The following is a 19,053-nucleotide window of genomic DNA, read 5'->3' on the forward strand; positions in this document are numbered from 1 at the left end:
AAGTATAAAATAAAGTGAATATCCGCAAAAGAATAGACAGTATCACGCCTTGTTTTGAACGAGATGTGTTTTTCTAATCAGAGGAGGAAGTTACAATGACGGAAGAAAAAATTTATGATGTAGTAATTATTGGAGCAGGCCCAGCAGGTATGACAGCGGCGGTTTATACTTCACGTGCAAACCTTTCAACATTAATGATTGAGCGCGGTATTCCTGGTGGTCAAATGGCTAGTACAGAGGAAGTAGAAAACTACCCTGGCTTTGATACAATTTTAGGACCAGAATTATCAACGAAAATGTTCGATCATGCGAAAAAATTTGGTGCAGAGTATGCTTATGGCGATGTATCAGAAATCATCGATGGTGAGCAGTACAAAACGATTAAATCTGGAAATAAAGAATATAAAACACGTTCTATCATTATTTCAACGGGTGCTGAATATAAAAAAATGGGTGTGCCAGGTGAAGCAGAGCTTGGTGGTCGTGGTGTCAGCTACTGTGCAGTATGTGACGGTGCATTCTTTAAAGGGAAAAATTTAGTCGTTGTTGGCGGTGGTGACTCTGCAGTTGAAGAGGGTGTATACTTAACACGCTTTGCTGAAAAAGTAACAATTGTTCATCGTCGTGATCAATTACGCGCACAGAAAATTTTACAAGACCGTGCATTTGCAAATGAAAAAGTCGACTTTATTTGGAATTCTACTGTAAAGGAAATTAATGAAGTAGATGGCAAAGTAGGAAGTGTTACACTTCAATCGACAGTAGATGGGACAGAATCTGAATTTAAAGCAGATGGCGTATTCATCTACATCGGGATGGACCCACTAACAGCACCATTTAAAGAGCTTAACATTTTAAATGAAAACGGCTATGTTGTAACGAACGAAAAGATGGAGACAGCAGTGCCAGGTATTTTTGCTGCTGGTGACGTACGTGATAAAATGCTGCGTCAAATCGTTACAGCAACAGGTGATGGCAGTATTGCCGCACAAGCAGCACAGCATTTCGTAGAAGAGCTAAAAGAAAAGTTTGAGCAATAATTTTACGTGGATTTAATGCTACTGTAACCTTAATGAAACAAATATTGGGTAAAATGGATTTATAGTAAGATTGTTGATTAGGCAATCTGACGAAGTTTACCCCCTTTTTTATACTTTATATTTAGGTTGTTTCCGAAGCAAAAAGCGGAGGCAGCCTCTTTTTTTATGAGAAAGGATTGTATACTTTTGTAACGATGCGCCCTAACAAGTTATAATGGAGAAAAGTGAAAGAATAGATTTGAGGTGTTTTTGTTATGCAAAGAATTGCCAACCTGTTAGCGATAAAGGACAACAAAGTATTACTATTGCAAAAGCCACGACGAGGGTGGTTCGTCGCGCCTGGCGGAAAGATGGAAAGTGGCGAATCCATTTACGAGGCGGCCATTCGAGAGTTTCAAGAGGAAACAAATGTAATACCACATGATATTCATTTAAAGGGTGTTTTTACAATGGTTATTAAAAGCGGAGACAGAGTTGTCGATGAATGGATGCTATATACCTTTGTCGCAAAAGGTGTTGAAGGCACACCTTTTGAGGAAACACGAGAAGGCAAGCTAGCATGGCATACTATTGAAAGCTTAAAAACACTTCCGATGGCGCAGGGAGATCGTACAAATCTAGTATTTGCCTCTACTAAACAAGGAATACAATATGGCACATTTGAGTATACACAGGATTTTGAGCTAATTAGTGAAACTATACAAATGTCAATTGAACAATAGAAGGGAAGCGAATCTAAAGTGGCTATAAGTCAGCACTATACACATGAATTAGTAATCATTACAGGTATGTCGGGTGCAGGGAAAACGGTTGCTGTACAAAGCTTTGAGGATTTAGGCTATTATTGTGTGGATAATTTACCTCCTGAACTACTAACTACATTTTTAGCTTTGATGAAAGAATCAGAGAAAAAAATTACACGTATTGCCGCTGTTATGGACTTACGAGGGAGAGAATTTTTTGATTCATTAATTGATGCGCTGGATGCCCTAGTGAAGGAAGAGGATATTTCGCCGCAAATACTATTTTTAGATGCAGATAATGAAACGCTTGTACGTCGTTATAAAGAATCACGTCGCTCTCATCCACTCTCACCACTTGGATCACCGCTAGAAGGAATCCAGCAGGAGCGTCAGATGCTATCGGAGTTAAAGGGGCGTGCCAAGAAGATTTTTAATACGTCTCAAATGAAGCCACGTGAACTACGAGAGCGCATCACATTTGAGTTTTCTAATACGAGTGCACCGATATTCTCCATAAATGTGATGTCCTTTGGATTTAAGCATGGGATACCGATTGATGCAGATTTAGTGTTTGATGTTCGTTTTTTAAAAAATCCTTACTACGTAGAGGAGCTTCGTCATAAAACGGGGCTACAAACAGAAGTATCGTCCTACGTTTTGGCGACAGATGAAACACAACAGCTCATTGCAAAGCTAACAGACTTGTTCCATTTTATGATTCCACAATATAAAACGGAGGGGAAATCTCAGCTTGTTATTGCATTTGGCTGTACTGGAGGTCAGCATCGCTCTGTAACGCTGGCAGAATATTTTGGAAAGCTGTTAAGTCATACGCAACAAACCGTAATTACTCATAGAGATATCGATCAACATCATCGAAAGGATTGATGTAATGGGCATTAAGAAAAAGCGCATAGTAGTAATTGGCGGCGGTACAGGTTTATCGACTTTAGTACGCGGCTTAAAAACACATAATTTTGATATTACTGCAATCGTTACAGTAGCAGATGATGGTGGCTCGTCGGGAAGGCTACGTGATGATTATGATATCCCGCCACCAGGCGATGTACGAAATGTCATCGCTGCTCTATCGGATGTAGAGCCATTAGTAGAGCAGATGTTTCAGTATCGCTTTACGAATTCCAATGATTTAGGTGGTCATTCATTAGGAAATCTAATGCTAACCGCTTTAACCGAAATAACAGGTGATTTTAGCCATGCCATTGCAGAAATGAGTAAAGTATTAAATGTACATGGTAAGGTAATTCCAGCAGCTAATAAAAAGGTTACACTACACGCAGAGTTACAAGATGGTACGTATATTCAGGGGGAATCAAAAATCTCTGATGCGACCAAGCCTATAAAGCGTGTTTTTTTAACGCCGCCAAATACGCAACCGTTACCAGCGGCGATTCGAGCGATTAATCGAGCAGATTATATTTTAATCGGTCCAGGAAGCTTATATACGAGCATTATTCCCAATTTAATTGTGAAAGATATTGGAGAGGCAGTCGTACGAGCTAGGGCTAAAAAAATCTATATTTGCAATTTAATGACCCAAAAGGGAGAAACGATTGGCTACAGTGCTGCTGATCATGTAGCGGCTATTCATCTCCATGTTGGCAAGACGTTTCTTGAGTCGATATTGATTAATAACGAAGACCTACCACAGCCAATCAAGGAAAGCTATAAAGAGGAAAATGCTGAACCAGTTCATTTTGATATTGAGCGCTTACAAGAGCTAGGATTAGAAATCAATAAAAGAGAAATAGCGCTTATTACAAAAGGAGTCGTTCGTCATGATGCGATTAGTGTAGCAGATTGGCTTTGTGAATATACACAACTCCAGGAAAAAGAAAGAACGAGTTTATCGTAACGATATGGTATGATAAAACATACATATTGTGATGGAAAGGGGGTTAATTCTATGTCATTTGCCTCAGAGACAAAAAAGGAGTTAACGCAAGTCGATGCAGATGATCTAAGCTTGAAGGCAGAAGTATCCGCCCTCATTCGAATGAACGGCTCTCTTAGCTTTGCAAACCGTCAACTAAGCTTAGATGTTCAGACTGAAAATGCCGCCATTGCAAGGCGTCTTTATACAATTGTCAAAAAATTATATCCTTATAATGTTGAGTTGCTCGTTCGAAAAAAGATGCGTTTAAAAAAGAATAATGTTTATATTTGTCGTGTTCGCGACGGCGCTCGAGAATTGCTAACAGATTTACAAATTATTTCTGACGAGTTTCAATTTCATCATACAATTTCGAAGTCGCTTATACCGAAAAATAATCATAAGCGAGCGTACTTGCGCGGCGCATTCCTCGCTGGGGGCTCTGTTAATAATCCTGAAACATCTGCATATCATCTTGAAGTATATTCTCTTTATAAGGAGCATGGAGAAGCCCTTGCAGATTTAATGAATCAATTTCAGCTGAACGCTAAAACAATCGAGCGGAAAAAGGGCTTTGTTACGTACTTAAAGGAAGCGGAAAAGATTTCAGATTTTTTAAGCTTAGTTGGAGCGCATCAGGCGATGTTAAAATTCGAGGACGTGCGAATTGTACGAGATATGCGTAATAGCGTAAATCGCATCGTCAATTGTGAGACAGCAAACTTAAATAAAACAATTGGTGCAGCCCTAAGACAAGTCGATAATATTCGATTTATCGAGAATGCAATTGGGCTCGATCAGTTGCCGGAAAAGCTTCGCGAAATTGCACGTCTACGTGTCGAATATCAGGACGTAACATTAAAGGAGCTAGGAGAAATGGTATCGACTGGAGTTGTTAGTAAGTCAGGTGTAAATCATCGACTACGAAAAATCGACGAAATTGCTGATGCACTTCGCAGAGGCGAGCAAATTAATTCATAGCCTTGTAAAATAAAATGGTAACGATTTCATAATCAGACATTGTTCTTTTTGTGCTATTTCGTTAAGATAAACTATAGGTAGATGTACGGTAAGGAAAGGGAGTTTTGCGAATGGTTGAAAACCAAGTAGAAGTAAAATTAAAAACTGGCTTACAGGCGCGCCAAGCTGCACTTTTCGTGCAAGAAGCAAACCGCTTTAAGGCAGATATATACCTACAAAAGGACGACAAAAAAGTAAATGCCAAATCGATTATGGGCATTATGAGCTTAGCAATTGCTCAAGGAACAGTCGTTACGTTAATGGCTGAAGGCGACGATGCAGAAAAAGCCGTTACTGCATTAACAGCTATAATCCAACATGAAGATTAATGAATCAACACATAACCTGGACCGATCCTAGGTTATGTGTTTTTACGTTGTCGGATAATTAAAAGATAGGATAAATAACGTTGAAGATAAATAAAACCGAAAATAGGTTAATTAATCTTCCGGATGCAAAACAAAAAACGCACCGCTTTTATAGCGATGCGCTGGACAAAAATTATTTCTTGTCAGTGTTACGGTCGAAAATTTTGTCGATTAGGCCGTATGATTTAGCTTGCTCTGCTGTCATGAAGTTATCACGATCTGTGTCACGAGCTAATGTTTCGTAATCTTGACCAGTATTTTTAGCCATAATTGTATTTAATTTTTCACGTAAGAATAAAATGCGTTTTGCAGCAATTTCGATTTCAGTTGCCTGACCTTGAGCGCCGCCTAGTGGTTGATGAATCATTACTTCCGCATTTGGTAAGGCATAGCGTTTTCCTGGCTCACCCGCAGAAAGTAGGAATGCGCCCATAGAAGCAGCCATACCGATACAAATTGTTTGTACTTGTGGCTTAATGAAATTCATCGTGTCGTAAATTGCCATCCCCGCTGTAATGGATCCGCCCGGAGAGTTAATGTAAAGGAAAATATCTTTATCTGGGTCTTCTGCTTCTAAGAAAAGTAACTGCGCTACGATTGAGTTGGCAACATTGTCGTCAATCGCGCTTCCTAATAAAATGATACGGTCTTTTAATAGGCGTGAATAGATGTCGTATGCACGTTCACCGCGGTTTGTTTGCTCAATAACTGTAGGTATTAAATTCATTGTAAAAATCCTCCTTTTAAAAAGGTTAATTCGAATACTTAATGCTGAAAAAAGGAATGGTTTTCAGCTGTACCAATATCATACACATTATAGTCAAGGAAGGTCAAATATAAACTCCGACTTTCATAGTTGAAATGTGCAGGATACACTTGTATAATGGGTAGGTCGTCATATTATTGGCGATATTATCTTGTATTTTTAATGCACTATATTAGTGTGCAAAAGTATAGGAGTCGTTAACTGTTTTTATTTTAATTATATTGTCCTCGTGGTGTAATGGATAACACTGAAGATTCCGGTTCTTCCGCTGGGGGTTCGATTCCCTCCGAGGGCGCCATTTTACTGTTTCAATTATATAAGTGTAATAGCAATACCCAATTGTGCCCGGATAGTTTAGCAGCCTAATCGGACACAGGGGAATGAAAAAAAGTGGGGTAAATTGAAAACAACTGTACCTATTCATTTTATCCCAAGTTCATTCTTCTTAAACTAATTCAACAAAAAACTTCTGCAGTTTTATATAATGGTTAATCTCCGGACTACATAACAGTATGAAGGTCCGATCATCAGTCGTCACAAAAAAGTGACGGCTTTTTTTAATTCTTTGATACCGGAGAATTGTGTAAAGATGAATAATTATTTGCTTTTAGTATATTTTTTTCATCAAAAACGTTATAAAAATTCAACAAAGTGAAATATTAATCATTTTTTATAAAATTTTATGTTGTATATAAATTCCGAAATTACTATAATGGTAAATATCATTTAATCATCAACTCACAGATAATTGATAATAAGAGGAGGAGTTTATTATGTTCAAAAAGAGTATTTTTAAAATAATCGCACCTTTCGCAGCGGCTTCAATGATTCTTGCTGCTTGTGGTTCGGATGATGTAAAAACAGGTGCCGATGGAGAAATTACAAAAATCGTTGCCGGTACAGAAGCAACGTACGCACCATTCGAATATTTAGATGAAAAAGGGAATGTAGTTGGTATAGATGCTGAAATTTTAGCGGCAATTGGTGAAGAGATGGGCGTTGAAACTGAAATTAAAAATGTTGGCTGGGATCCAATGCTTGCGCAAGTAACAACAGGCGAGATCGATATGGGTGCAGCTGCAATTACTATTACAGAAGATCGTAAGAAAGCTTATGACTTTACAGAGCCGTATTATGAAGCTTCATTATTAATCGTAACAAAGGAAGATTCAAAGATTGAGTCTTTAAAAGATTTAAAGGATGAAAAAGTAGCTGTTCAATTAAATACAACGGGCCATATAGCGGCACAGGACCTACAAGGTAAAGGAAGTACAAAAATTCTAGCTTATGAAAACTTCTCAGTAGCTTTAACGGAAGTTTTAAATGGATCAGCTCAAGCGGCAATTGGTGATAATGCTGTAATTCTAGAATATATTAAAAATAACCCGGATGCAGGCTTGAAAACAATTGAGGATAAATCGTTTGAACTTGATTATTTCGGTTATATGGTTAAAAAAGGGAACGGGGAACTGTTAGATCTATTAGATGAGGGTCTTCAAAAAATTAAAGACAACGGTAAGCTTGATGAGATTATCATGAAATATACTGGGGTTACACAAGAATTAAAATAATTTATACGTGGAGGTGTTTCAGATGGAGGTATTTGATTTTTTCCAATGGGATATAATCTGGAACTACCGTGAGCTTTATTTTAAAGGTATTCTGGCAACAATTCTTTTAACATTAAGTGGCTATGTCGGTGGGGTAATTCTCGGTCTATTCCTTGGACTGGGACAAGTATCAAAAAACAAACTTATCTATTGGCCATGTAAAATTTATGTAGACATATTCCGTGGTACACCGATGCTTGTGCAATTATTATTAATTCACTTAGCATTAATTCCAACGATCTTTGGTCAGGCGATGGGTTGGTGGGTATCTGGTATTCTAGGTTTAATATTAAATAGTGCGGCGTACAATGCGGAAATTTTCCGTGCCGGTATTCAATCAATCGATAAAGGGCAAATGGAGGCGGCACGATCGCTTGGGTTAACACATACGCAGGCGATGCGTAAAGTAATCCTACCGCAAGCGTTTCGACGTATGATTCCGCCACTTGGTAATGAATTTATTGCCTTACTAAAGGATTCTTCACTTGTTACAGTTATTGCGGGTGCAGAAATTTTATATGTTAGTAAGGTTGTAGCAGGGACGTATCAGCGCTTCTGGGAGCCATATCTGTTTGCAGCATTCCTATATCTCGTTTTAACGTATTTAGTAACGAAGCTGATTGCGATTGTGGAAAAACGAGTTAGCATTGATTATAACCCTCGAAAGCAGAAAAAGGAGCGTGCTGAGATATGATTAAAGTAGAAAACCTACACAAATATTTCGGTAAGCTTGAAGTGTTAAAGGGAATCGATTACGAAATTCATGAAAAAGAAGTAGTTTGTGTAATTGGTCCATCCGGATCAGGGAAAAGTACATTCCTACGTTGTATCAACCTTCTTGAGGAAGTGACAGAGGGAGCTATTTATATTAATGGCGTAAAAATAAACGATCCGAAAACAAATATTAATGATATCCGTACAGAGGTAGGGATGGTATTTCAGCAATTTAATCTGTTTCCACATATGACGGTATTAGAAAATATTACGATGGCACCGATGCAAATTCGCAAAATGGCTAAATCGGATGCGGAGGCACTAGCACTAGAGCTACTAGATAAGGTTGGCTTACGAGCGAAGGCTGATAATTTCCCGCAGCAGCTTTCCGGTGGGCAGCAGCAGCGTGTTGCGATTGCACGTGCACTAGCTATGAAGCCGAAAGTGATGTTATTTGATGAACCAACTTCAGCTCTAGATCCTGAAATGGTCAATGAAGTGCTTGATGTAATGAAGAGGCTTGCTCAGGAAGGCATGACGATGGTTGTCGTAACACATGAAATGGGCTTTGCTCGTGAAATGGGTGATCGTGTGCTATTTATGGATGGCGGCTATATTGTTGAAGAAGGGCATCCAGATGAAGTATTTGGTCATCCGAAAAATGAACGTACAAAGGCATTTTTAGGTAAAGTATTATAGTGGAAAATCCATTCAGGCGGGGGTGCTTGAATGGATTTTTTTAATTTTACGTATAAACTTTTGGAGATCGGGATGTGTCTAGCTCCAGCGCCCCAGCCCCTCGAGGTCGCACCATCCCCTCGATCGAAAGCGGAAGAGATGCTTTCGATTTGGGGCTGCAAGCAGCTGTCGGGGCTAACCGTGGCGCTTGCGCTTTTCTGATGTGGAGTTAGTTTGGCATGTTTTTTGCTCGCTGTGCTTGACCGTACATATTAAGCATGGTTTGTGTATCTGCTGTAGATAGCTGTGGCACCTGATAATCACCCTTCTTGTTTTGGTAAAGGGAAACCTCATACGCCATTTCAATGCAGTTCGGTACAGAATCCTGAAGTACTCGACGAACGACAGGGTTTGTAGCTTCTAGTGCAGCAGCTGTTTTGCCGGTTGCTAGTGCTTTATGCATGCTGAGTAAAGAGCCAGAAATAATCGAGTCATCAATTTCATTTGCTGACTGAATCGGTTTTTTAGGCTCCCCAGGGGAAATGCCGTATTTAAATTGATTGTCTATTTGCATTTTATAGACGCGTGTTGGATGCTGAGGGTCATGCCCCGTTTTGTACGATTCGGCTGTAATATTGTATTCATCCAGCATAAATGCGTATTGTCTGTCCAAAATAGCTAATAGTTCTGGATCTTGAATTTGGTCACGCATTAATACGCATTGGTTGAGGGCACCAATAGATGCACTTAATACTTCGTGTACATCAAACATCTCATGCCCGCCGTGATTCATCGATAAAGGCGTATTACTGTTATTTTGCTCTGATGGTTGCGAAAACATTGTTACTCCTCCATTCAAAATAGATTACGTTCATTATTGTGCGGAGTTTTAAAGATATTATGCATGTGACGTTCGAAGATTTTTCGCAGTACACAGCCTGTGAAAATTGCTTATAATACATACAAAGGAGGGAATGTGATGGGGAAAATTCAATATTATTCACGACCAGGCTGTCATCTATGCCAAGAAGGATTAATCCTGTTAAAGCTTGTGCAGGAGGACGTTCATTTTGAAATTGAAACGATCAACATTGAGGAGGATGAAAACATTCATGAGAAGTATATGTTTATGATTCCTGTTGTTGAAAAGAATGGTAGTATCATACAGTATGGTACGCTCGATTACATAACATTACTGGAAGCACTTAATGATTAATTGTTAAGTGCTTATGAATTTTGTAAAAATTGAAAATTTGGATTGCATGTAAAAATTATTAGTAATATAATAAACGTAAGTAATAAATTTTTTTACCACAAGTGGGACATAATTTAAAAGGTCGGGACAAAAAGTGCCCAACTATATTGCAGGTGATTTTTTTGGACGAATTTTCATTTTATGAAGCAGAGCGCAAATTAATACCTGAAATAGGTATACTTCTTCAAAAGCGCTTCAGAATACTACAAGCGATAGATGCAGCAGGACCGATTGGACGACGTGCCTTAGCGGATGTTCTTGGGCTTACAGAGCGTGAGGTACGAAAGGAGACCACACTCCTTTTTGAGCAAAAATTAATCAGCATAAAGCAACAGGGTATGGTTTGTACAGATACAGGTTTGCAAATACTAGAACAATTAAGAGATAGCTTTTATGAGCTATCTGGAATCGCTCAAAAAGAAAAGGAACTAGCACTCCGGTTAGGAATTGAAAAGGTCATCATTATTCCAGGTGATTTTTCAGAGGAAGCCTCTCGAATATTACTTGGAAAAGAGGGAAGTAAGCTCCTAACACAGCTTGCTAAGCCAAATAGCTTAATTGCCATTACAGGTGGAAGCTCTGTTGCTGCATTAGGCCCTTTTCTAACAGAAATGAAATCGCTTAATACAGCTAGCTTTATTGCAGCACGAGGCAGTATTGGGGAAGAGATGAATCTACAAGCAAATACTCTTGTTGCCAGTTTTGCGAAACAGTGCAATGCTTCCTATCGAACCCTTTTCCTGCCAGAGTTTTCAAGCGAGGAAGCGTATGTTGCCATGAAGGCCGAGCCAAGTGTACAAGAAATGATCCGGCTATATGAGCGTGTAAATATTGTTGTGCATGGTATTGGCGCAGCGGAGGATATGGCAGAGCGACGACGTAGTTCCACAGAGGAAAAGAGGCTTCTTCAAGAAAAAGGAGCAGTTGGTGAGGCATTTGGCTACTACTTTAATGAGCAAGGACAGATTGTGCATCAAATTCGAACAATCTGTATCCAGCCAGAGCATGTAAAAAACAGTGATCATATATTGGTTATTGCAGGTGGTAAAAGGAAGGCAAAGGCTATCGATGCCTACTTTAAGCGCGCGGTAGATCATACTTTTTTTATAACTGATGAAGCTGCCGCAAATGAAATTTTAACTCTGTAGTAATAGCATTGAGCTATTTTTATAAAAAATTAACTAATGGAGGAATAAAACATGGTATTACAATTAGCAATTAACGGGTTTGGTCGTATAGGACGTTTAGTGTTCCGCGAGGCAATGAAGCATGACGAGTTCGAGGTTGTAGCTGTAAATGATTTAACAGATGCTGGTCAATTAGCGCATTTACTTAAATATGATTCAGTGCATGGTGTATATGATGCAGATGTACAGGCTGAGGAAAATGCATTTATCGTTAATGGTAAGCGAGTACGTGTTTTTTCAGAAAAGGATCCATTAAATTTACCTTGGGGTGAGCTAGGGGTAGATGTTGTATTAGAATGTACAGGGAAATTCCGTTCAATGGAGGACGTGTCTAAGCATGTTCAGGCGGGGGCAAAAAAAGCGATTCTTTCAGCGCCAGCGAAAGGAGAAATGCCGACATTTGTAATGGGTGTAAATCATACAGAATACGATCCTTCGATGGACGTCATTTCAAACGCGTCTTGTACAACAAACTGTTTAGCGCCGCTTGCTAAGGTGTTAGATGAACAGTTTGGCATTAAGCGCGGGATGATGACGACGATTCACTCGTATACAAACGACCAACGTATTTTAGATTTCCCACACTCAGATCCACGACGTGCTCGTGCTGGTGCGGTATCAATGATTCCAACAACGACTGGTGCTGCAGTAGCAGTATCAAAAGTTTTACCAAAGCTTAAAGGGAAGCTGGATGGTTTCTCGATGCGTGTGCCTACACCAAACGTTTCTTGTGTAGATTTAGTTGTTGAGGTAGAGAAGGATGTAACAGTCGAAGAGGTAAATGCAGCGTTACGAAATGCATCTCAAGGAGAATTAAAAGGTATTTTAGACTATAACGAGCTTCCATTAGTATCGATTGACTATAATGGAAACGAGGCTTCATCTACAATCGATGGCTTATCAACAATGGTTATGGAAAATCGTATGGTGAAGGTTGTAGCCTGGTATGACAACGAAATCGGCTACTCCACTCGTTTAATGGACTTAGCACAGTATGTAGTTCAGCGTGGATTAGAATAATTGTGACATACTTTTGGAGAATCGACGAAAAAGTGTGACACAATACTAGAAATTGTCGTTTAAAAGTATAGCCTTTATGAGTACGAACAATTATAATATTTAAAGGTAAAGGGGCGAGCGGTTTACCGACTCGCTCTTTCTTTGGCAGATAAAATAGTTCGGAATTATTAAATATCTGCATAAGAAAATCCATCATCTCGCCTTTGTTATAAGTCGAGATGTGTTTTTCTAATAATTGACGGGGGAGTCGCCCTGTCTTTACAAGACATAACTATCGACTTTTGTTACTATTTTATTGAATAGAGAAAGTCTACTATAAAAGGTTAGCGCCTTTTTCTAAAATTGAAGGAGGGTTTTCTTCATGTTTTTAAAGAAGACGATGAAAGATGTAGATGTAAAAGGGAAGCGCGTATTTGTACGCGTTGATTTTAATGTGCCAATGGAAGATGGAAAGATTACGGATGATACACGAATCCGAGCTGCTATTCCTACAATCGAGCAATTAGTAAATGAGGGTGCAAAAGTAATTTTAGCTTCTCACCTTGGTCGTCCAAAGGGTGAAGTAAAAGAAGAGATGCGCTTAACGGCTGTTGGGGAACGCTTAGCCCAGCTAATGAATCACTCAGTTAAAAAGCTAGACGAGTCAATTGGTGAAGAGGTAGAAGCCGCTGTTGCCCAGATGCAGGACGGCGATATCGTATTATTAGAAAATGTTCGCTTCCATAAAGGCGAGGAGAAAAATGACGAGGAGCTTTCAAAGGCATTTGCAAAGCTAGCTGATCTTTATGTTAACGATGCATTTGGCGCGGCTCACCGTGCACACGCTTCAACAGAGGGCATTGCCAAGCATATCCCAGCCGTATCCGGTTTACTTATGGAAAAAGAGCTAGATGTATTAGGAAAAGCAATCTCTACTCCAGAGCGTCCATTCACAGCGATTATTGGTGGGGCGAAGGTAAAAGATAAAATCGGCGTAATCGAAAACCTACTTGATAAGGTAGACCATTTAATTATTGGTGGAGGTCTTTCCTTTACATTTATTAAAGCGCAAGGGCACGATATCGGTAAATCTCTATTAGAGGAAGATAAAATCGAGCTTGCCAAAGTCTTTATCGAAAAAGCAAAAGAAAAAGGCGTAGCGCTACATATGCCAGTGGATGCTGTTGTAGCAAATGAATTTTCAAAGGATGCTGAAACGAAGGTAGTCGGAGTTGATGCAATCCCTGCTGATTGGATGGGTCTAGATATTGGGCCAAAAACAGCTGCAAACTATGCAGAGGTTATTAAAAATTCAAAGCTTATCATTTGGAACGGTCCAATGGGCGTTTTCGAAATGGAAAAGTTCGCAAATGGTACGAAAACAGTGGCCGATGCAATGGCAGAAACAGCAGGCTATACTGTAATCGGTGGCGGCGACTCAGCAGCAGCAGTTGAAAAATTCGAAGTAGCCTCTAAAATGGATCACATCTCAACAGGTGGCGGTGCATCTCTAGAGCTAATGGAAGGCAAAGAGCTTCCAGGAATTGTAGCATTAAACGATAAGTAATGGAGGGGAACCCTATGCGTAAACCTATACTAGCAGGCAACTGGAAAATGTATAAATCATTTGATGAAGCAGTTGAGTTTGTCGAGGCAGTTCGTCATGCTATTCCTTCAGAGGAAAAAGTAGATGCAGTTGTATGTGCACCTGCCATCTTCTTACCAACTTTAGTTGATATAGCTACCGAAACGGATTTAGCAATCGGAGCCCAAAATATGCATTTTGAGCAGGAAGGTGCCTTTACAGGTGAAATTAGCCCAGCACAATTGGCAAGCATTCATGTTGATTATGTCATTTTAGGACACTCAGAGCGTCGTGAAATGTTTAATGAAACGGACGAGGCAGTAAATAAAAAAGTAAAAGCAGCATTAGCTCACGGTATCGTGCCAATCATTTGCTGTGGTGAAACGTTAGAAGAGCGTGAAGCAGGTAGCACAGAAGCTAAAGTGGCAGGTCAAATTCGTGCGGCACTAGAAGGATTCACAGCGGACAAAGTAGCACATATGGTTCTTGCTTATGAACCGATTTGGGCGATTGGAACAGGGAAAACAGCAACAGCTGATGATGCCAATGCAGTGTGTGGTGCTATTCGTGAAGTAGTGAAAGAGCTATTCGGCGAAGAAACAGCCCAGGCGATTCGCATTCAGTATGGTGGCAGTGTGAAGCCTGATAATGTCGTCGAGCTCCTATCAAAAGAGCATATTGACGGTGCACTAGTCGGCGGTGCTAGCTTAGATACAGCATCTTATTTGAAATTATTGGAGGCGGCAGAGAATGCCTAAAAAGCCAGTTGCATTAATTATTTTAGACGGTTTTGCCTTTCGTGATGAAGTGAAGGGAAATGCCGTTGCACAAAGTAAAAAACCGAATTTTGATCGTTACTGGAACAACTTCCCGCACGCTACGTTAACAGCGAGCGGGGAAGCGGTAGGTCTTCCAGATGGTCAAATGGGAAATTCAGAGGTAGGTCACTTAAATATTGGTGCTGGTCGTATTGTGTACCAAAGCTTAACACGTATTCATAAATCGATTCGTGATGGTGACTTCTTCCGCAACGAGCAATTTTTAGCGGCGGTTGAGCATGCAAAAGCAAACAACTCAAAGCTACATTTAATGGGGCTACTTTCTGACGGTGGTGTACATAGCCATTATGAGCACTTATTTGCCTTATTAAAATTAGCAAAGGAGAATGGTCTCGAGGAAGTTTATGTTCATGGCTTCTTAGATGGTCGTGATGTTGGTCCGACAACAGCACTCGGGTATATAGAGGAAACGGAAAGCAGAATGTCAGAAATCGGTGTCGGAAAGTTTGCATCAATTCACGGACGTTATTATGCAATGGACCGCGATAAGCGCTGGGATCGTGTAGGATTAACGTATAATGCACTAGTAGACGGAAATGGTCAAACAGCCTCTTCAGCCATTGCAGGGGTAGAATCGTCTTACTCACGTGAGGTTGTAGATGAATTCGTAATTCCATTTGTAATAACAGAGGAAGGAAAGCCAGTTGCAACGATTGATACGGATGATGCCGTTGTCTTCTTTAATTTCCGTCCTGACCGTGCAATTCAGCTTTCTACCGTATTTACAAACGATAGCTTTGATGGTTTTGCGCTTTCTGAAAAGCATCCATCAAACTTGAAATTTGTTTCGTTCACACATTATAGTGTCGAAGTAAATGCACTTGTTGCGTTTGAGAATAGGGATTTAGTTAATACTGTAGGGGAAGTTATTGCTGACAACGGTTTAACACAGTTACGTATTGCAGAAACAGAAAAATATCCACATGTGACGTTCTTTATGAGTGGCGGTCGTGAAGCAACATTCCCAGGAGAAGAGCGCATACTAATCGCTTCTCCAAAGGTAGCAACGTATGACCTAAAGCCTGAGATGAGTGCTTATGAGGTAACGGACGCATTGCTTGAGTCGATTGAAGCCGATAAATTCGACGCAATTCTTTTAAACTATGCAAATCCTGATATGGTTGGTCATAGCGGTATGCTAGAGCCAACGATAAAGGCCATTGAAACAGTGGATGAATGCTTAGGAAAAGTAGTGGACGCTATTCTTGCAAAGGGTGGCACAGCAATTATTACAGCTGACCACGGAAACTCTGATGAAGTGATTACATTAGAGGGAGAGCCAATGACAGCTCATACTACAAATCCTGTGCCAGTCATTGTGACAAAGCCAGGTTTAGAGCTTGCAGAGGACGGAATCTTAGCCGATCTTGCACCTACAATGCTTACCCTTTTAGGTGTGGCACAGCCTGCTGAAATGACAGGTAAATCACTAATTATTAATAGTGAAAAATAAAATTTAAAATTTGAGGAGAATAAAAAAATGCCATTTATTACACAAGTTTACGCTCGCGAAGTATTAGACTCTCGTGGTAACCCAACAGTTGAGGTTGAAGTATTTACAGAATCAGGTGCATTCGGTCGTGCAATCGTGCCATCAGGTGCATCAACGGGTGAATACGAAGCAGTAGAATTACGTGACGGCGACAAAGGTCGTTATTTAGGTAAAGGTGTTCTTAAAGCGGTAGACAACGTGAACACAATTATTGCTGAAGAATTAGAAGGTAGCTACTCTGTACTTGATCAAGTGGTAATCGACAAAGCGTTAATCGAGCTTGACGGTACAGAAAACAAAGGTAAATTAGGTGCGAACGCAATCCTTGGCGTATCAATGGCGGTAGCTCATGCAGCAGCTGACTATTTAGATGTACCACTTTACCAATACCTTGGTGGATTCAATGCAAAGCAATTACCAGTACCAATGATGAACATCATCAACGGTGGTGAGCACGCTGACAACAACGTGGACGTACAAGAGTTCATGATCATGCCAGTAGGTGCTGAAAACTTCCGTCATGCTTTACGTATGGGTGCTGAAATTTTCCATCATTTAAAAGCAGTTCTAAAGGACAAAGGCTACAACACAGCTGTAGGTGATGAAGGTGGTTTCGCTCCAAACCTTGGTTCAAACGAGGAAGCAATCACTGTAATCCTTGAAGCAATCGAAAAAGCTGGCTACAAACCAGGCGAAGAAGTGAAATTAGCAATGGACGTAGCTTCTTCTGAGTTATTCAACAAAGAAGACGGCAAATACCACTTATCAGGTGAAGGCGTAGTTCGTACATCTGAAGAAATGGTTGCTTGGTACGAGGAGTTAACATCTAAATACCCAATCATCTCAATCGAAGACGGCTTAGATGAAAACGACTGGGCTGGTCACAAGCTACTAACTGAGCGCATCGGTAACCGCGTACAATTAGTAGGTGACGATCTATTCGTAACAAACACGAAAAAACTTGCTGACGGTATCGAGCAAGGCGTTGGCAACTCAATCTTAATCAAAGTAAACCAAATCGGTACACTTACTGAAACATTCGAAGCAATCGAAATGGCAAAACGCGCTGGCTACACAGCAGTAATCTCTCACCGTTCTGGTGAATCAGAAGATAACACAATCGCTGATATCGCAGTAGCAACAAACGCTGGTCAAATCAAAACAGGTGCTCCATCTCGTACAGACCGCGTTGCGAAATACAACCAATTACTACGTATTGAAGACCAACTAGGCGCAACAGCTCAATACTTAGGCTTACAATCGTTCTATAACATTAAATAATTAGTGTGTGTCGAGCTTCCCCTTCCTTTAGGGAGAAGCTCGATTTTTTTTGGGGGGAAATGTATGAGGTAATAGACAATTAGTTCGGATTAATAGAAGGTTCCTTGTCGATAATAGAAAGTTTTAGTGAGTTAATAGAAACTTTAGGCAAGTTAATAGAAACTTTCGCCAAGTTAATAGAAAGTTTCTTGAAATTAACAGAAACTTCACAAAATAAGCGGGTTCAACGATCAAATCTGGCCTCTATTTTGCAGGAAGAGCTCGTATAGAAAATAGAGCCGAGAAAATAGAAGGTTCCTTGTCGATAATAGAAAGTTTCCCAGCGATAATAGAAACTTTAGGCAAGTTAATAGAAAGTTTCCTGAATTTAATAGAAACTTCACAAAATAAGCGGATTCAACGATCAAATCTGGCCCCTTTTTTGCAGGAAGAGCTCGTATAGAAAATAGAGCCGAGAAAATGGAAGGATCCTTGTCGATAATAGAAAGTTTCCCAGCGATAATAGAAACTTTAGGTAAGTTAATAGAAACTTTCACCAAGATAATAGAAACTCCACCTCAAATAAGTAAAAGCTGCTTCAATTAAAAGAAGCAGCTTCATAAAAACTATTGATTGATGTCCTCAGGAATAATATAATATCGCCCGCGCTTCTCGCCACCCGATTTCAAAGGTAAACGGGCTAATAATTTTGAAGCAATCGCCATCGATTCTATGCCGAAAAATGCGCGAAACTCTTGATTGGTAATTCGCTCACCTATTAATAATCGATAATCATCAAGTGCTTGTAAAACCGCTTTTTTATTGCGAACGCCGCAGGAAGGACAACACCAGGTACCGTACTTGTACAGCATCGTTTCCTGGTAATGGCAAACCTCACAAAGCACACCTTTTCGCAGTCGCTCCTTGCTTACTGTTGTAGGAGACGGGGGAATGCGCTCTAATCGCGCTAAAAATACTTCCGCAAGCTGATCTACTTTCTCGTGAGAAAGCACAGCTGTAGAATGCTTCGCAAACAACCGCCCAAGGTATGAGCGTAATCCGCTAGCATGAAAAATCGGAATACCGCTCGGAATCCTACCTATAATTGTAGAAGGGTTAGAGATGACAATGGCATATTGAACAGGCAATGAAACCTTCCATAGGTCTAATAATTTTTTTATATAATGAACATGACGTAAAACTTGATCAATCGGATTGGTGAAGCCTTCCACAGAACCATCCTGCCGAGACCGGATAAGCTGATGCTTGTCGTCTTCAAAATCTAACCTTCCGCTAATGTTTTTAATTTCGATGATGAGAAGAAAATGAGAAGTAAGCAGGAGGGTATCGATTTGGTGGGGAATACCAAAATCGTTCAAAAACTCATAATTTAAAAATAAACAATGCTTTTCGCGTGATGGCATCTCAATCCATTCGCGATCGACGCGCTGCTCGCCAGCCAACCCAACCTTCAAGCGGGTTGAAAGATCCTTGTAGTAGGCAAAGTCTGGATCACTACTATCTAAACGACGAAGCAATGCATGTAGCTGAACTAATTTTCGTGGCGCTGCTCTTTCAAGAACTATCAAAATCACACCTCCAT

At 40.1% G+C, this 19,053-nt stretch carries 19 protein-coding genes and 1 tRNA gene; 17 read left to right on the plus strand and 3 right to left on the minus strand.

Going from position 1 to position 19,053, the window contains the following annotated elements:
* Positions 1-95: 95 nt before the first annotated feature.
* The 6 genes from trxB to V4T18_RS08475 all read left to right on the plus strand — a co-directional run bounded on the left by trxB (position 96) and on the right by V4T18_RS08475 (position 5,026).
* Positions 96-1,040: a thioredoxin-disulfide reductase gene (trxB, locus tag V4T18_RS08450; protein WP_332648638.1), complete on the plus strand. Its 945-nt coding sequence runs from the start codon at positions 96-98 to the stop codon at positions 1,038-1,040.
* 254 nt (positions 1,041-1,294) lie between these two features.
* Complete coding sequence (locus V4T18_RS08455) at positions 1,295-1,762, plus strand: NUDIX hydrolase (protein WP_332648640.1); 468 nt, start codon at positions 1,295-1,297, stop codon at positions 1,760-1,762.
* Between the two features lie 24 nt (positions 1,763-1,786).
* The gene (gene rapZ, locus V4T18_RS08460) at positions 1,787-2,671 is read left to right on the plus strand and encodes an RNase adapter RapZ (RefSeq protein ID WP_332648725.1); all 885 of its coding nucleotides are present in this window, start codon (positions 1,787-1,789) and stop codon (positions 2,669-2,671) included.
* Positions 2,672-2,675: 4 nt separating this feature from the next.
* Positions 2,676-3,659: a gluconeogenesis factor YvcK family protein gene (locus tag V4T18_RS08465; protein WP_332648642.1), complete on the plus strand. Its 984-nt coding sequence runs from the start codon at positions 2,676-2,678 to the stop codon at positions 3,657-3,659.
* 51 nt (positions 3,660-3,710) lie between these two features.
* Entirely contained in the window at positions 3,711-4,658 is a 948-nt protein-coding gene (gene whiA, locus V4T18_RS08470) for a DNA-binding protein WhiA (RefSeq protein ID WP_332648644.1), read from the plus strand.
* A 110-nt stretch (positions 4,659-4,768) separates the two neighbouring features.
* A complete protein-coding gene (locus V4T18_RS08475; RefSeq protein ID WP_332648647.1) occupies positions 4,769-5,026 on the plus strand; it encodes an HPr family phosphocarrier protein in 258 nt (85 codons plus the stop codon).
* Between the two features lie 172 nt (positions 5,027-5,198).
* On the opposite strand, the gene clpP is transcribed toward V4T18_RS08475, so the two are convergent.
* The gene (gene clpP / locus V4T18_RS08480) at positions 5,199-5,792 is read right to left on the minus strand and encodes an ATP-dependent Clp endopeptidase proteolytic subunit ClpP (RefSeq protein WP_332648649.1); all 594 of its coding nucleotides are present in this window, start codon (positions 5,790-5,792) and stop codon (positions 5,199-5,201) included.
* A gap of 262 nt (positions 5,793-6,054) precedes the next feature.
* Here clpP and V4T18_RS08485 point away from each other — a divergent pair.
* The 4 genes from V4T18_RS08485 to V4T18_RS08500 all read left to right on the plus strand — a co-directional run bounded on the left by V4T18_RS08485 (position 6,055) and on the right by V4T18_RS08500 (position 8,854).
* Positions 6,055-6,129: transfer RNA gene (locus V4T18_RS08485), tRNA-Arg, on the plus strand.
* A 475-nt stretch (positions 6,130-6,604) separates the two neighbouring features.
* Positions 6,605-7,402 (plus strand): basic amino acid ABC transporter substrate-binding protein, encoded by a 798-nt coding sequence (locus tag V4T18_RS08490; protein WP_332648651.1) that lies wholly within the window; start codon positions 6,605-6,607, stop codon positions 7,400-7,402.
* A gap of 22 nt (positions 7,403-7,424) precedes the next feature.
* Positions 7,425-8,135, plus strand: coding sequence for an amino acid ABC transporter permease (locus tag V4T18_RS08495; RefSeq protein ID WP_332648653.1), 711 nt, complete (start codon positions 7,425-7,427; stop codon positions 8,133-8,135).
* Positions 8,132-8,854: an amino acid ABC transporter ATP-binding protein gene (locus tag V4T18_RS08500; RefSeq protein WP_332648655.1), complete on the plus strand. Its 723-nt coding sequence runs from the start codon at positions 8,132-8,134 to the stop codon at positions 8,852-8,854. Before V4T18_RS08495 ends, V4T18_RS08500 begins: the two co-directional genes overlap by 4 nt.
* Positions 8,855-9,062: 208 nt before the next feature.
* Here V4T18_RS08500 and V4T18_RS08505 read toward each other — a convergent pair whose 3' ends face one another.
* Positions 9,063-9,674, minus strand: coding sequence for a spore coat protein (locus V4T18_RS08505; protein WP_332648657.1), 612 nt, complete (start codon positions 9,672-9,674; stop codon positions 9,063-9,065).
* A 138-nt stretch (positions 9,675-9,812) separates the two neighbouring features.
* Between V4T18_RS08505 and V4T18_RS08510 the strand changes: the two genes are divergently transcribed.
* The 7 genes from V4T18_RS08510 (at position 9,813) to eno (ending at position 17,471) form a co-directional block, all read left to right on the plus strand.
* Positions 9,813-10,049, plus strand: coding sequence for a glutaredoxin family protein (locus V4T18_RS08510; protein WP_332648659.1), 237 nt, complete (start codon positions 9,813-9,815; stop codon positions 10,047-10,049).
* Positions 10,050-10,201: 152 nt separating this feature from the next.
* Complete coding sequence (locus V4T18_RS08515) at positions 10,202-11,236, plus strand: sugar-binding transcriptional regulator (protein WP_332648727.1); 1,035 nt, start codon at positions 10,202-10,204, stop codon at positions 11,234-11,236.
* A 51-nt stretch (positions 11,237-11,287) separates the two neighbouring features.
* Complete coding sequence (gene gap / locus V4T18_RS08520; protein ID WP_332648661.1) at positions 11,288-12,295, plus strand: type I glyceraldehyde-3-phosphate dehydrogenase; 1,008 nt, start codon at positions 11,288-11,290, stop codon at positions 12,293-12,295.
* 361 nt (positions 12,296-12,656) lie between these two features.
* A complete protein-coding gene (locus tag V4T18_RS08525) occupies positions 12,657-13,841 on the plus strand; it encodes a phosphoglycerate kinase (RefSeq protein WP_332648663.1) in 1,185 nt (394 codons plus the stop codon).
* A gap of 14 nt (positions 13,842-13,855) precedes the next feature.
* Positions 13,856-14,617, plus strand: a complete 762-nt coding sequence (gene tpiA, locus V4T18_RS08530; RefSeq protein ID WP_332648665.1) for a triose-phosphate isomerase — start codon at positions 13,856-13,858, stop codon at positions 14,615-14,617.
* Positions 14,610-16,151 (plus strand): 2,3-bisphosphoglycerate-independent phosphoglycerate mutase, encoded by a 1,542-nt coding sequence (gene gpmI / locus V4T18_RS08535; protein WP_332648666.1) that lies wholly within the window; start codon positions 14,610-14,612, stop codon positions 16,149-16,151. Before tpiA ends, gpmI begins: the two co-directional genes overlap by 8 nt.
* Positions 16,152-16,178: 27 nt before the next feature.
* On the plus strand, positions 16,179-17,471 hold the full coding sequence (gene eno, locus V4T18_RS08540) for a phosphopyruvate hydratase (protein WP_332648667.1): 1,293 nt from the start codon (positions 16,179-16,181) through the stop codon (positions 17,469-17,471).
* A gap of 605 nt (positions 17,472-18,076) precedes the next feature.
* On the opposite strand, the gene V4T18_RS08545 is transcribed toward eno, so the two are convergent.
* Entirely contained in the window at positions 18,077-19,039 is a 963-nt protein-coding gene (locus V4T18_RS08545) for a nuclease-related domain-containing protein (RefSeq protein WP_332648669.1), read from the minus strand.
* Positions 19,040-19,053 lie beyond the last annotated feature (14 nt).

This window comes from Lysinibacillus sp. 54212, from assembly GCF_036662795.1.
GTDB lineage: Bacteria > Bacillota > Bacilli > Bacillales_A > Planococcaceae > Lysinibacillus_B.

What these genes read in the sequence shown, in the direction of transcription:
- trxB (WP_332648638.1), top strand. Translation starts at nt 96, where the DNA reads ATGACGGAAGAAAAAATTTATGATGTAGTAATTATTGGAGCAGGCCCA.
- V4T18_RS08455 (WP_332648640.1), top strand. Translation starts at nt 1,295, where the DNA reads ATGCAAAGAATTGCCAACCTGTTAGCGATAAAGGACAACAAAGTATTA.
- V4T18_RS08465 (WP_332648642.1), top strand. Translation starts at nt 2,676, where the DNA reads ATGGGCATTAAGAAAAAGCGCATAGTAGTAATTGGCGGCGGTACAGGT.
- whiA (WP_332648644.1), top strand. Translation starts at nt 3,711, where the DNA reads ATGTCATTTGCCTCAGAGACAAAAAAGGAGTTAACGCAAGTCGATGCA.
- V4T18_RS08475 (WP_332648647.1), top strand. Translation starts at nt 4,769, where the DNA reads ATGGTTGAAAACCAAGTAGAAGTAAAATTAAAAACTGGCTTACAGGCG.
- clpP (WP_332648649.1), bottom strand. Translation starts at nt 5,792, where the DNA reads ATGAATTTAATACCTACAGTTATTGAGCAAACAAACCGCGGTGAACGT.
- V4T18_RS08490 (WP_332648651.1), top strand. Translation starts at nt 6,605, where the DNA reads ATGTTCAAAAAGAGTATTTTTAAAATAATCGCACCTTTCGCAGCGGCT.
- V4T18_RS08495 (WP_332648653.1), top strand. Translation starts at nt 7,425, where the DNA reads ATGGAGGTATTTGATTTTTTCCAATGGGATATAATCTGGAACTACCGT.
- V4T18_RS08500 (WP_332648655.1), top strand. Translation starts at nt 8,132, where the DNA reads ATGATTAAAGTAGAAAACCTACACAAATATTTCGGTAAGCTTGAAGTG.
- V4T18_RS08505 (WP_332648657.1), bottom strand. Translation starts at nt 9,674, where the DNA reads ATGTTTTCGCAACCATCAGAGCAAAATAACAGTAATACGCCTTTATCG.
- V4T18_RS08510 (WP_332648659.1), top strand. Translation starts at nt 9,813, where the DNA reads ATGGGGAAAATTCAATATTATTCACGACCAGGCTGTCATCTATGCCAA.
- gap (WP_332648661.1), top strand. Translation starts at nt 11,288, where the DNA reads ATGGTATTACAATTAGCAATTAACGGGTTTGGTCGTATAGGACGTTTA.
- V4T18_RS08525 (WP_332648663.1), top strand. Translation starts at nt 12,657, where the DNA reads ATGTTTTTAAAGAAGACGATGAAAGATGTAGATGTAAAAGGGAAGCGC.
- tpiA (WP_332648665.1), top strand. Translation starts at nt 13,856, where the DNA reads ATGCGTAAACCTATACTAGCAGGCAACTGGAAAATGTATAAATCATTT.
- gpmI (WP_332648666.1), top strand. Translation starts at nt 14,610, where the DNA reads ATGCCTAAAAAGCCAGTTGCATTAATTATTTTAGACGGTTTTGCCTTT.
- eno (WP_332648667.1), top strand. Translation starts at nt 16,179, where the DNA reads ATGCCATTTATTACACAAGTTTACGCTCGCGAAGTATTAGACTCTCGT.